Raw genomic sequence first — 14991 nt, forward strand, 5'->3', positions numbered from 1 at the left:
CTTTGATATAACTCCAGAACGCAGCAGCATGGTTTCTGCATTGCCTGAGGAGATTCGGCGGCAACTTTGGTAGTTGGGACCTTTTGTCTGGGATGGGAATAGGATTTATTCGCCAGCTGGATGGCCACAACGTTGCTTGTAGAGGCAAAAATAACAAATGATCCCATAACGACATGATAAGAGAATTACTCAAGCGTCTGACTGAGTCGGGAGTCTACCTTTATCTGGAAGGAGACGAACTGAAGTTCAAGGCCAAAACCGGAGGTTTTACCGAGGCGCTCAAAGCAGAAGTGAAAGCAAATCGTCCGGCAATTATTGAGTATCTCTGCTCTATACAGCAGACCCAGCGTAATAGTACGGCGGCGCTGCCGCCGATTGAAGCAGCGGCTGCGACCAGTTCCGCACCTCTGTCTTTTGCCCAGCATCGTATATGGTTTGCCGAGCAGTTAGGGGCCGGCAAAGGACAGTACAATACTCAAGGCATGTTGCCGATAGCCGGCGTTTTGCAACGGCCCGAGCTGGAAAGGGCGCTGGCCACAATTGTAGAGCGACACCAAGTGCTGCGCAGTTGCTACCATCAAATGGATGGTGAACCGTATCAGCAGGTTTTGCACGACTACCAGTTACCGCTTTGTTATCTGGACCTGAAGATGCTGGATGGCGTCGCACAGCAACAAGCGGTAACGGACTACCGTGCTGCACAATTGCAGTTGCCTTTTGATTTGTCGGTCGATTTGATGTTGCGGGTGGGCTTGTTAAGCTTATCAGAACAACGCCACCTGATGGTTTTTACGCTGCATCATATTGCCAGCGATGCCTGGTCCATTGCTCTGTTCAGTCGCGAATTCAGTGACCTTTATCAAGCATACCTTCAAGCTGCTCCCAATCCTTTACGACCTTTAATGCTGCAGTATACCGACTATGCCTGCTGGCAGCGCCATTGGTTTGCCGGAGCCGCAATGACGGCTCAGTTGGATTATTGGAAAAACCAATTGGCAGGGATCCCGTTCAAACATGCATTGCCGCTCGATCAGCCGCGCTCGCCGACTTATCAGCCGGTCGTGGGGCGAATGTTCCACTTGTTGCTGGATAAAGCAACGACGGCGCAACTGCGGATGATATGCGAGCGGCATGATGTGACCTTGTTCATGTTGTTGCACAGCGCTTTTGCGCTGTTGCTATCCCGTTATAGCAACGAGCGCGACATTGTGATGGCAACCTTGCTGGCAGGCCGCAACCAGAGCGCTCTGGAACCGTTGATCGGTTTTTTTGTCAATACGCTGGTATTGCGTAGTGACGTTGTGCTTGAGCTCAGTTTTGCAGAGCTCCTGCAGCGAAACAAACAGATGATTCTTGCTGCCTACCAGCATCAGCATCTGCCGTTTGAAATGCTGGTTGATACTTTACAACCAAGTCGTGATCCCAATGTGAATCCACTGGCACAGATTCTGTTTGTGCTGCAAAACACCGAGCAAAAATCGACGGAGCTACTGCGCTCTGTGGCAACAGAAGGGCTGTCACGCACGCTATTACCTACGGTAGAAAATGCAGCAGTCAAGTTTGATCTCGAACTGCTGGCTACTGAGGTCGGTGATCGTCTGTTATTGGGGTGGGGTTTTAATCAGCAGTTGTTTGCCGAAGACTCAATACAGCGCATGGCGAGTAACTTCAACCATTTGCTGGACAGCCTTTGCAGCTTTAGCCAAACCGGTCAACTCCCGCAGCTTGCCGAGCTGAGTGCCTGTTGTCTGGTTGAGCAGCAGCTGTTGCTCGGCCCATTCAGAGGCAACCCGGCACCACTAGCTGCCGCTGAGTTGCTACAGATGTTTGAGCAGCAGGCGCGGCATAATCCTGATGCCAAAGCGCTGGTGCATGGCAAGCAGTCGCTCAGTTATCGCGAGCTAAACGACCAAGTCAACCAGTTAGCGGCTTTTCTTACAGAATTGGGACTGAGGCCTGGCGACAATATCGCTGTTTGTTTTGAACACGGCATCAATCTGGCATGGGCTATTCTGGCTGTTGCCAAAATGGGTGGCTGCTATCTGCCGCTTGACCCCGGATATCCGGAGCGGCGGCTGGATTATATGTTGAAGGACAGTGCGTGCAAACTGTTGCTCAGTGATGGTTATTTATTGGAAGGATTGGCTGGTTTGAGCTGGTGTCGCAGCCTGTCGCTTGATTCAACGAGGCTTCGTTACCAATTGGCTGGCTATGATAGCCGCAACCACAGGCCGGCTATCAGTGCAGACTATCCGCTTTATATTATTTACACTTCAGGCAGCACCGGGACACCAAAGGCGACAGTGATCAGCAGACACAATGTATTGCGTCTGGTCTGCAACGACTTTATGTCATTTAGCGGCAATCGGACCCTATGTGCAGCTTCGCCGGCTTTCGATGCTTTCACTTATGAATTTTGGACTACATTGTGTCATGGCGGCTGCTGTGTGATGTTTGACCTGAAACAGGCTGGCATTGCCGGTTTGGCCGCTGTGCTGGCGGAGCAGCAAATAACGGCAGCCTGGCTGACCTCGGCGTTTTTTAACCAGGTCGTCAATGAGGATGTGCAGAAACTGGCTCCGCTGAAATGGTTGTTGGTCGGCGGCGAAGCCTTGTCGCCTGAACATGTGACCAAAGCCTTGCGCAGCCTGCCTGACACTCAATTAGTGAACGGCTACGGACCGACCGAAAGCACCACTTTTGCGACCAGTCATCAACTGAAGCCGACAGCATCCTACGCAGCTGGCAGCATCCCGATAGGTCGGCCGTTGGCCTATACTGAAGTGCTGATTTTTGATTATGCCGGGCAATTGGCTCCTTTGGGGGCTATCGGCGAGTTGTATCTTGGCGGTCAGGGGCTGGCGCATTGTTATGCCAATCAGCCCGGCCAGACCGCGGCTCAGTTTGTGCCTCATCCATTTGCCGGCAAGCCGGGACAACGTCTGTACCGCACTGGCGATTTGGCTCGTTTTCTGCCCGATGGGACCTTGCTGTTTGTCGGCCGGGCTGACCACCAATTGAAGTTGCGCGGTTATCGCATTGAATTGTCTGAAATTGAGCAGGCTTTGTTGCGGTTGGACAATGTGCGAGCGGCCGCAGTGGTCGCGCGTGATGACCTGATGGCGCAGACTTGCCTGGTTGCATATCTGGTAACCGCAACTGCAGCAGAAGTCGGGGACGAACAGGCTCAGGCTGCTGCTGAAGCGCTGCTGAAAACTCGCTACCTGGCAGCTTTGGGTCAGTTGTTGCCAGCTTACCTGATTCCCAATGTGATTGTGTTTGTAGCGCAGTTGCCACTGACGCAAAATGGCAAAGTGAATAAACAGGCTTTGCCTTGCCCTGTTGCGGCTGATTTGCAGTTGCAATCTTATATGGCACCATCAACCAGCATGGAACAGATTGTCTGTACTTTGTTTCAGTCGGTTTTGAACCTTGAACAGGTCGGGGTGCACGATGATTTTTTTGTGCTTGGCGGTCATTCGCTGTTAGCGACCAGAGTGATCAGCCAGTTGCGTCAACAACTGGCTCTTGAAGTGCCGTTGCGGCAATTGTTCGAGCATTCTGTGGCACAAGCGTTTGCGGCCAGGCTGGAAGTGCTTGCTGCTAATGCTGGTTCGCTTAAATTGCCAACGATGACGGCCTGCAGCGAAGCGGGTAAATCTCATCCGCTGTCGTTTGCTCAGCAACGTTTGTGGTTTGTTGATCAGTTGGGTCATGGTTCAGCACAATACAATATGCCTGGGACCTTGCGTTTAACCGGCGATTTTAATGCGCCTGCTTTTACCCAGGCAGTAGACAGCGTATTGCAGCGGCATCACATCCTGCGCACAGTTTATGGCCAGCAGGACGGACAAGCCTTTCAACAGGTCCTGACAGACTATAATTTACCTCTGCAGCTGATTGATTTAACGGATGCGGTGCCGGCTGTGGCGCAAACGCAGATTCAGCAGCACTATGCAGCAGAAATGGCCGAAGCATTTGATTTAAGTGCTGATCTGATGCTTCGGCTTCGGGTATTGCTATTACCGGATGCCAGGCAACTGGTTATTTTCTGCATGCACCATATAGCCTCAGACGGCTGGTCGGTTGAACTGTTTAAAAAGGAGCTGAAGTCCTACTACCACGCTTTAAGCGCCGGAATGCCAGTTTCGCCGCCACCTTTGGCTGTGCAATATGCCGATTATGCCTACTGGCAGCAAAGACCTGAAATCATTGGCTGGTTGGCACAGCAACTAGACTACTGGCGCAGACAGTTGGAAGGCCTGCCTCAGCTGCATAGCCTGCCAACAGACAGGCCGCGGCCTGCTCAGCAAACCTTTCAAGGACATTTTTTCCAACAGCCGCTATCCAAAGAGCTGACTGCGCGTATCCGAACCTTTTGTCGGCAGCAGGATGTCACCTTGTTCATGCTGTTACAAACTGCTTTTGCAGTGTTGCTTGCTCGTTACAGCAATGAGCAGGACATCGTGATCGGCTCAGCTATCGCGGGGCGGACAGAAGCTCAGACCGAAGAGTTGATCGGGTTGTTTTTGAATATTCTGGTACTGCGCACAGATTTGTCCGGTAATCCTACAGTTGTCACTTTGCTTAAGCGCAACAAAGAGATGATCCTGCAGGCCTATGAGCATCAGCATCTGCCGTTTGAACGCCTGGTCGAACACCTGGCGGCTGAGCGCAGCCTGAGTCACAACGCGGTCGTGCAGATCCTATTTGGTGTACAAAACAATAGCCGTGCTGAGCAGGTCGAGCTGTCGGATGACATCGCAGATTTGCTGATGACCGACCAAGGCTTTGTCGTAATGCCCATGATGACCCGTCATGATCTGAAGCTGGATGCGACTGAGGTTGGCGACCGTTTGTCTTTGTCGTGGTTGTACAACACTGCGCTGTTTGACGATGCAACGTTGTTCGCTCTGGCTGACTGCTATGTGGCTTTGTTGCAGAACATGATGGCATATCCAGACTGCAGCATTGACATGCTGGATGTGCTGCCTGCCGACTGTCGCGAGCAAGTGCTGCGGCAATGGAACTGTTTTGAGTCTGCTTACCCTGTTGATCAATGCATGCACCAACTGTTCGAACATCAGTTGGTGCAACATGCGGCAGCACCGGCACTGATTTTCGAGCACATCATGCTGAATTATCAGGAGTTGAACCAGGCGGCAAATCAATTGGCTCACTATCTGCGCAAACAAGGGGTAGGACCGGAGAAGCTGGTTGCCGTTTACCTGCAGCGTTCGGTCCAGCAGGTCGTTACTTTGCTGGCGATACTAAAGGCGGGTGGCGCCTATGTGCCGCTGGATGTCGGGAGCCCGCCTCAGCGTATCGATTATATGCTCAGAGATTGCGGGGCTCAGTGGATAGTGACCGACCTGCAGCATGCGCTGCAATTACCGGAGCGGAGCGCGGCCCTGCTGTGTCTGGATGCTGCGGACACAAGGCTCGCACTTGACCAAAGTCCGCTGGATAATCCTTACAGTGGCGTATGTGCCGGCAACCTGGCCTATGTTATTTACACTTCGGGTTCGACCGGCAATCCGAAAGGCGTGCAGGTGCAGCATGATCAGCTGTGCGATTTCCTGCATCACGCCGTAGCAGAGTTTTTACCCGAGCATATCCAAGGTGCTGTGGTCAGCTCGACCATGGTGTTTGATGCGACTGTCGGGTCGTTGTGGGTGCCGCTGGTTGCCGGCCGTTTTGCCGAATTGCTGCCTGAAGGCGCCGCCGCGCTGGATCGGCTCGGTGATTGCCTGTTAGATGACGAAACGGCGTATCTGTTCAAATTGACGCCATCGCATCTTGAAGCGGTACAGGCGAAAGGCTTTGTCCCGCCATCGCCAAGAGCCTGCCATCTGCTGGTGGTGGCAGGTGAACCACTACCGCCGGCCACATTGCAGATATGGGCCGAACACATCCTGCCGGCAGCTGATTTTGTCAACGAATATGGACCGACCGAAACGACGGTCGGCGCGACCATTTTCCCGATCGCGCGTGCGAAGCAACCCTGGCTGCTGGCGAATATTCCGATCGGTAAAGCGCTTGGGGTCACTGAATTATATGTGCTCAATGCTGACATGGTCCCGCAGGGGCCCGGTGCACTCGGCGAATTGTATATCGGGGGCGCCGGGGTGGCGCGTGGTTATCTGAACAATGCCGCGATGACTGCCGGCAAGTTTGTGCCAAACCCGTTTGCCCGGGAAGCCGGAGCGCGGTTGTATCGTAGCGGTGATATCGTCAGGATGCTGCCGGATGGTGAGCTGCAGTTTATCGGCCGGGGTGATCATCAGGTCAAAATTCGCGGGTATCGAATAGAGCTGGCGGAGGTCGAAGCGAAGCTGACCGAACTTGCAGTTATCTCGCAGGCACTGGTAATAGCCAAAGAGGTTGCCGGTCACCAGAATTTGGTGGTTTACCTCGTTGCCGAGCGCAGTGAAGCCGACCCGGCAGAGATAGCGTTGCTGAGTCAGCAGCACCTGATGCAATATTTGCCGCGTTATATGGTGCCTGAACACTATGTGGTTCTTGATGCCATGCCTTTGAATCAGAACGGTAAAATAGATAGACATGCCTTGCCGGCGCCAGGTCGGCCTGTCGGTGCGCAGGCCACTTATCAGCCGCCTGAGACGGATATCGAACGGAGCCTATCTGAACTGTTCCAGCAACTGCTGCAGGTGGAGCCGGTCGGTCTTGATGACAGTTTTTTTGCCCTGGGTGGCCATTCCTTGCTGGCCACTCGGTTGATCAGCCAGGTGCGCGAGACTTTCGCTGTGGAGCTGCCATTGAAGTCGTTGTTTGAACAGGCCACCGTCAGAGCTGTAGCTGCGCGGGTGACCGCATTGATATTCAATAAGAAGTCTGTTGAAACCCAACAACAGCTAGCCCAGTCAACGGATGTGGAAGAGGTGATATTAGAATGAGTGTCAATGACCTGTTTGATGACGCTGGGGAGCAAGGCGTACTGCTCTACTTAAAAGGCGGCAAGCTGGCCATCAAAGCGAAAAAGGACGCGCTGACACCCGAGCTGAAGGCGAGGATAGTCGAGCATAAAACTGCGATTATTGAATACCTGCAGCAGTTTGAAACCGAGGAGAGCAATTATTTACCACCGCCGGCAGTCAAAGCCGAGCGTAGCCTGCCGTTGCAACCTTCGTTTGCCCAGTTGCGGCTGTGGTTTCTTGATCAGTTGGCAGGTTCAGTTCAATACAATTTAACTGGACATTTTTTGCTGGAAGGGGAACTGCAACGGCCGGCGTTTACACAAGCCTGCCAGCTGCTGCTGGAACGCCATGAAGTGCTCCGAACCTGTTTTGTCGCTGTGGCGGAGCAGGTTTATCAGCAAATCAACCCGATTGTAGCATTGCCGCTGCAATTCTTCGATTTGTCCGACTCGGAGCAGCAGACCAAACAGTTGCAGCAACTGATTCGAAGCTACAGCCTGCAGCCGTTTGATTTGTCAAAAGATTTAATGATCAGATTGCTGGTGATAACGTTCAGCGAGCATAGCCATCTGGTTTATTACACCTTGCATCATATTGCTGCCGATGGCTGGTCGAAAGGTATTTTACAGCAAGAGCTGAACCTGCTGTATCAGGCTTGCCAGCTCGGTGAGCCCAATCCGTTACCGCCGTTGGAACTGCAATATGCCGACTACGCGCACTGGCAGCGGCAATGGTTGCAAGGCAAAGTGTTGGACCTGGCGCTTGGCTACTGGACAACTCAACTGGCGGACTTGCCTCAAGTGCACAACTTGCCGCTCGACAAGCCTCGCCCCGCAAGACAGCGTTTTATTGGACATCTGCATCAGCATCGGCTTGATACGGTATTAAGCGAATGCATTGATACTTTTAACCGCAACAACAATACCACGCTGTTTATGCTGATGCACACAGTGTTGACGTTGTTCGTCAGCCGTTATAGCGGCGAGCGGGACATTGTGATAGGCACTGCTATTTCAGGCCGGGTATTGCATGAATTTGAACCCTTGGTCGGTCTTTTTATCAATGATTTGGCTATCCGCGCACAATTGATTGATAACCAGTCTTTTGCCGAACTACTGCAGGCGCATAAGCAGACCATTCTGGAGGCTTATGCGCATCAGCACGTACCGTTTGAAATGCTGGTAGAACAGCTGAATCCGCAGCGCAATCTGAGTTATTCGCCGTTGTATCAGCTAAAGATCGATGTGCAGCATAGTGTCGAGTCTTGGGAGCAAGGCTCCGCGGCAGAGTTGGCAGGTGCTGCAGGTCCGGCTGAACAGTCGCTGGATGCTGTTACGGAGTACAGCCTGAAGAACGATTTGCACCTGAATGTAATCTACGGCAAGACTGGAATTCTGTTGCAGTGGCGTTTTAATACAGATTTGTTTGCTGACAGCACGATAGCGCGTTGGTCCAACAGTTTTGTGCAGTTGCTGGGCCAGGTCATCGCTAATCCGCAACTGTCGTGGCAGGCTTTTGATTTGCTTTGTGAGACTGAACAGCGGTGCGTGCTGGATTTTGGCCGCGGGCCGGCAGCTGTCGGTGAATCATTGCCTCTGCTGCATCGGCACATCACAGAGCAGGCCAGCCGGACGCCATCTGCTGTTGCAGTTTGCTGCGGTGCATCGACGCTGAGTTATGCTGAATTGGAGCAGCAAAGTAACCAGCTGGCTCATTACCTGCTCAGTAAGGGGGTACAGCAAAATAGCATTGTGGCTATATGCATGGAACGATCGGTGGACATGCCGATCGCCCTGTTGGGGGTTCTCAAAGCCGGTGCCGCCTATTTGCCGATAGAGCCACATTTGCCGTCGGAGCGTATTGACTACATGCTGGCAGATTGTCGTTGCCAATGGGTAGTAACGGACAGCAATCTGATGCAGGAACTGGCATTTGCCGGTTGCCGGGTATTGCCTGTTGATGCGCCTTATCGGCACAGTCTGCTGGCCGGCCAACCGGTTAGTCCGCCGCCGTTGCAGCAGACGTTGCATGATCTGGCTTATCTGATCTACACCTCAGGTTCGACCGGCACCCCTAAAGGGGTGATGGTGTCGCATCACGGGCTCAGTACTTATTGTGACTATGCAAAAGAGCGTTATTATCAACCTGATTTAGCTGGGTCTCTGGTCGCGACTTCATACAGTTTCGACCTGACAGTCCCGGCACTGTACTTACCACTGCTCAGCGGGGGCCAGGTCCGGTTGCTGCTGGAGCACGACGAGCTGGCTGCTTTGGCTGGGCAGCTACACCATAGTTCGCAACCTTTTCTGCTGCGCCTGACACCGAGCCATATCGCCGGCCTGTTGCCATTGCTGACAGAGCGGTCAGACATTGCGCATACTTTTGTCATCGGCGGGGAGGCATTACCGGCCAGGTTATGTCAGGCCTTACAGGTGCTGTTGCCAAATGCCAGATTGTATAACCACTACGGCCCGACCGAAGCCGTTGTCGGTTGTTGTTCCTACCAGATTGGTGCAGTAACCGAACAGACTCAGCGGTATCAGCCTATTGGGACGCCGATGCGGGATACGCAGTTGCTGGTGCTCAATGAAAGATTGCAGCTATGTCCGATAGGAGTCACCGGTGAACTCTATATAGGCGGTGGCGGATTAGCGCTGGGTTACAGCAACAACCCGGCACTGACCGCCGAACGGTTTGTGCATAATCCATTTGCCGGCTCCGCCGACAGCAGAATGTATCGGACCGGCGATCTGGTCCGCTGGTTGCCTGATGGTAATCTGCAATATGTCGCTCGGCTGGACCATCAGGTTAAGCTGCGAGGCAGACGGATTGAGCTTGGGGAGATAGAGCAGGCGCTCAGTGCGGTGCAGGGGGTGCTTGATTGTGCTGTCAAAGTCTGGAATGACAGTAATGGTCAGCGGCTGGTTGCCTGTGTGGTTTCTGCGGCCAGATTGCAACATGATCTGATCGATGAAACCGAACTGCTGCGGCGTAAAGAGCAATTGATTATGCAATACCGCAAGCAACTGGCTGCCCGGCTGCCGGACTACATGGTACCGCAGATCTATTTGTTTCTTGACAGCCTGCCGCTGGCTAGAACCGGTAAATTGGACCGCAATCGGCTGCCGGATCCGACAGAAGCAGATTTAATAAAGTCCCAGTATGTGGCACCGCGCAACGACACGGAAAGCAGATTGTGTCAATTGTGGCAGCAAGTGCTGCAGTTAACACAAATCGGTATTGATGACGACTTTTTCCTGTTAGGCGGCCATTCTTTGCTGGCAACGCGGCTCATCAATCTGGTACGCAGCAGCTTCGGGGTCGAGCTTGACCTGCGGGTGTTGTTTGAAACACCCACAGTAGCAGCTATGGCTGTGGCCCTGACGCAGCTGACGGCCGATAGTGTCGTGCTGCCGCCGGTCGTCCGAAGTGAACGCAGTGCGATGATGCCGTTGTCATATGCCCAGCGACGTCTGTGGTTTATCGATCAGTTGGGCGAAGGCAGCCGTCAGTATAATGTTTCCGGCCAGTTTTTTATTGAAGGGGAATTCCAGCAGAGTGATTTCGCTGCGGCTGCGCAAGCGTTGGTGGCGCGTCACGAAGTCTTGCGCACTAACTTCGTTGCCGTTGATGGCGAGCCGGGGCAGTTGATTCGCCACGATGTGACAGTCCCTTTCTGGTATCACGATTTCAGCCTTCTTCAGCCAGCGCAGCAACAAACGGCCGCCGGCGCACAGATTAAAGCGATGTTCGCAGCAGCTTTTGATTTGTCCACTGATGTGATGTTCAGGCTTGCAGTGTTGAAGCTGGCGCCGACTCAATATGGTCTGTTTTATGCGATGCACCACATAGCCTCAGATGGCTGGTCAAAAGGCATTGTGCAGCAGGAGCTGACGGCACTAGTGGCCGGCCAGACGTTACCGGTGTTGGCGGTGCAATATGCCGACTTTGCCATCTGGCAGCAGCATTGGCTGCAACAACAGATGCTGACACAGCAGTTGAATTACTGGCGTCAGCAACTGGCGGACCTCCCGGTTGTGCACCAGTTGCCGCTTGACGGGCCAAGACCTGCTTACCAAAACCATCAAGGCAAAGTCATTCAGCAGCAGTTGAATCGGCATGTCTCAGATAGTCTGGCCCGAGCCTGCCAAGACCAGGGCGTGACACCTTTTATGGTACTGGAGACCGCTTTTGCCGTGTTGATTGGCAAATACAGCGCAGAGCGCGATATTGCGATCGGAACGCCAATAGCCGGCCGTACCCATGGCAGTTTAGAACCTTTGATTGGGGTTTTTATCAATACGTTAGTGCTACGGACTGATCTGCGTGGCAACCCAACCTTCAGCCAGCTGCTGCAAAGACAGCGGCAAATCATTCTGGATGCTTTTACCTATCAGCATGTACCTTTTGAGTTGCTGGTTGATGAATTGAGACCAGAGCGGAGTTTAAGTCACAACCCATTGGTGCAATTGTCCTTTGTGATGCAAAACAACGACAAAGACAGGCTGAGCAGTGGTAGCGCTGCAGCGCAGGATCAGGCCGGGTTTATTGTGACAGACAGTTTGAGTATCAAATATGAGTTGGAACTGGCTGCGACAGAACTGGCTGATGGCTGGCAGCTTAGTTGGGCGTTCCAGTCGGCCGTCTTTGCACAGCACAGCATTGTCGCGATGGCGGCGAATTTTCAGACCCTATTGCAGCAGCTGTTGGAGGATATGAACCGCGGTCCGATGATGGAGCGTGGTATTGACGCTGTGCGCTGGCTCAGCGAACAAGAAAAGCAGTTCCTGCGTAGTTGTAACGAAACTGCGGCACCATTTTCGGCCGTGACCATTCATCAGCAGTTTGAGCAACAGGTGCTGGCTACGCCAATGGCAACGGCTGTTGTCGATGCGCAGCAGAGCCTGAGTTACGCTCAGTTGAACCTGCTGGCCAATCGTCTGGCCAACCGGTTGCTGGCGCTAGGCATCCGCTTGGACGAGCCGGTCGGTGTCATGGCGGAGCGCTCGGTTGAATTAACTGTTGCTGTGCTGGCTATTTTGAAGGCGGGCGGCTGCTATGTGCCGCTGCCGCCAGAATATCCGGCAGCCCGCTTGCAGTATATGGTGCAAAACAGCGGCCTGACGAAAGTAGTCTGTTGTGCGGCAGTCAGCAGTACAACGCTACCGGAACATCTGCAACGAGTTGCAGCCATGCAACCACAAGGCGCGGAGCAAAATCCATCAACTCGGGTCGACGGCGACAACTTATGTTACGTGCTTTATACCTCGGGTAGTACCGGCGTGCCAAAAGGCGTTGCGGTCAGCCATCGGGCTCTGGTCAACCGTATAGATTGGATGCAGCAACAGTATCGTCTGGATGCCACCGACAGAATCTTGCAAAAAACGCCATACAGCTTCGATGTCTCTGTGTGGGAGCTGCTGTGGCCGCTAACCAGTGGCGCTACTTTGGTGCTGGCCAAACCTCAAGGCCACCAAGATGTTGATTATCTGGCCGGGATCATTGCTGAGCAGCAAATCACCCTGCTGCATTTTGTGCCTTCGATGCTCAGCGCCTTTCTGGCGACCAACGGTTGGCATCGTTGCGACAGCGTCCGTCAGGTGGTCTGTAGCGGAGAAGCACTGAGCCGGCAGCTGCAGCAACAATTTTTTGGCGCGGCGGCACATTGCGACGTGTCGTTGGACAATTTGTATGGCCCGACCGAGGCGGCTATTGATGTGACCCATTGGCGCTGCATCCCAGATTCCAGCCGGGTTCCCATTGGCAAGCCTATCCAGAATATCCAGCTGTATGTGGTAGACCAGTTATTGCAGCCGGTCGCGACCGGCTGCACCGGCGAACTGCTGATCGGTGGTGTGGCATTGGCAAGGGGCTATATCAACAGACCCGGTCTCAGTGCTGCAAGTTTTATTGCTGACCATTTGTCCGGAACTGCCGGGGGGCGCTTGTATCGCACCGGAGATTTAGTCCGCCGGGGTCATGACGGCAATATCGAGTATCTTGGCCGGCTTGATCATCAGATTAAAATTCGTGGGCAGCGGATTGAACTGGCAGAGATTGAAACAGTACTGGCTGCCGTCACTGCCGGACGTGAGCTGGTGGTACAAGCTAACGAGGCAGCGCAGTTGGTTGCTTATTATGTTGCTGAAGGGGACGAGCAGCACTGGCAACAGGTGTTTGCTCAAAGGGCAGCCGCCATGCTGCCAGGCTATATGCGCCCTGCGGCCTATGTCCGATTGACGCACTTGCCGCTCAATGACAACGGTAAAATAGACCGCAAAGCATTGCCGCAAGCGGCAACGGTCAGCCAGCACAGTTATGTGGCGCCGACCAGTCCGCTTGAAATCAGACTTTGTTTGTTGTGGCAGCAAATTCTGCAGGTTGCTCGGGTTGGTATCCATGATGATTTTTTCAGGATGGGCGGCCATTCGTTACTAGCTACCCGGTTGGTCAGCGCTATACGGCGGCAGTTTGCGGTTGAGCTACCGATCCGGGCGCTGTTCGAATTTCCTACCGTCGCTGGCTTGGCCGACAGGTTGCAAGCATTGAGCGAAGATTTTGTGCTGCCTGACATCGATAAGGCTGACCGGCAGCAGGCGTTGCCCCTGTCTTATGCGCAGCAGCGCATGTGGTTTCTTGACGAGCTCGGCGAAGGGAGTGCCGAGTACATTATGCCCGGTTACTGTATATTGCATGGCGAGTTCGACGAGGAGGCGCTACGTCGGGCTTTACATCAGGTGCTGCAGCGCCATGAAGTGCTGCGCAGCCATGTGGCTGATGAGAACGGCGTTTTACGCCAGGTGATTGTCGAGCAATTTGAACTGCCGCTGGCCATTTATGACCTGAAATTGCTGGAACCGTCGGAACGCCTGCGTCAAATTCAGTGGTTGCGGAATAAGAATTCGACGGCCCTGTACCAACTGAATCGCGATTTGATGCTGCGAGCCGCTTTGCTCAAGCTCAGCAGTTCAGAACAACTGCTGCTGTATAGCTTGCACCATATTGCCGGCGACGGTTGGTCGATGGGGATTCTGGCGCAGGAGCTGCAAGCTTTGTATCAGGCCGAGCGGACCGGTGTGGCAGCACAACTGCCCGCTTTGCCGGTCCAGTATGCAGATTATGCCCAGTGGCAACGCAGCTGGTTGCAGGGGGATGTGCTCGAACAGCAATTGGCGTACTGGCGGCAGCAGTTGGCCGGGCTTCCTCCTGTGCACTCGCTGGTTCTGGATAAACCCAGACCAGCCAGACAGCAGTTCCAGGGACATGCGTTCTCACAAAAACTGGATAGCCGGACCACTCGTGACTTGCAACTTATCTGTCAGCAGCAGGGGGTCACCTTGTTCATGCTGCTGGAGACAGCTTTCAGCGTACTGTTGAGCCGTTACAGTAATAGTACGGATATTGTGGTGGGAACCCCGATAGCCGGGCGCATTCATCAGGATCTGGAACATCTGATAGGCCTGTTTGTCAATTCAGTGGTGTTGCGAACCAATCTATCCGGCAATCCACAGTTCAGCCAGTTGCTGGCAGAGAATAAACAAACCATTCTGGCGGCCTACGATCACCAACATCTGCCTTTTGACATGCTGGTCGAAGATATTCGTCCGGAGCGGGATATCAGCTACAACTCATTGTTTCAGATTTTGTTTGTGGTACAAAACGCTGAACATGAGCCATTGGATATCCAACTGCCGCAACAAGGCTTGTCGGCTGTCAAACCTGTCAGCATCCGGTTTGATATGGCAGTGCATGTCGCGGAAGTGGCAGGTGAGTTACTGCTGGTTTGGTCGTATCGCGATTCGTTGTTTTTTGACGAAACGATGCGTCGTATGGCGGAGAATTACTCGACCTTATTGCAAAGTATCATTGCACAGCTAACCGGTCAGGCGCCGGCCGGTGGCATTGAACAGTTACCTATGCTGTCCGCAGCCGAACAGCAGTTGTTGCTGGTGCAATACAATAGCTCCGCTGCCGATTTTCCAACTGGTCAGTGTGTGCAACAGTTGTTGGAACAACAGGTTGCGCGAACGCCGGACAAGGTGGCGGTGATCTG

At 53.5% G+C, this 14991-nt stretch carries 1 protein-coding gene and 1 pseudogene; both read left to right on the forward strand.

What is annotated here, in order from left to right; all coding sequences use genetic code 11:
• The first annotated feature begins 173 nt into the window (after positions 1 to 173).
• Positions 174 to 6917 (forward strand): non-ribosomal peptide synthetase, encoded by a 6744-nt coding sequence (locus A5320_RS19455; protein WP_068069176.1) that lies wholly within the window; start codon positions 174 to 176, stop codon positions 6915 to 6917.
• A pseudogene (locus A5320_RS22470) lies at positions 6914 to 14872 on the forward strand (amino acid adenylation domain-containing protein); the annotation flags it as partial. The gene A5320_RS19455 and the pseudogene A5320_RS22470, both read left to right, overlap by 4 nt.
• Positions 14873 to 14991: the final 119 nt, after the last annotated feature.

This window comes from Rheinheimera sp. SA_1, assembly GCF_001669775.1.
Classification (GTDB): Bacteria; Pseudomonadota; Gammaproteobacteria; order Enterobacterales; family Alteromonadaceae; genus Pararheinheimera.

Excerpts from the sequence above, each read along its gene's own strand:
- A5320_RS19455 (WP_068069176.1), top strand. The coding sequence starts at position 174 with ATGATAAGAGAATTACTCAAGCGTCTGACTGAGTCGGGAGTCTACCTT.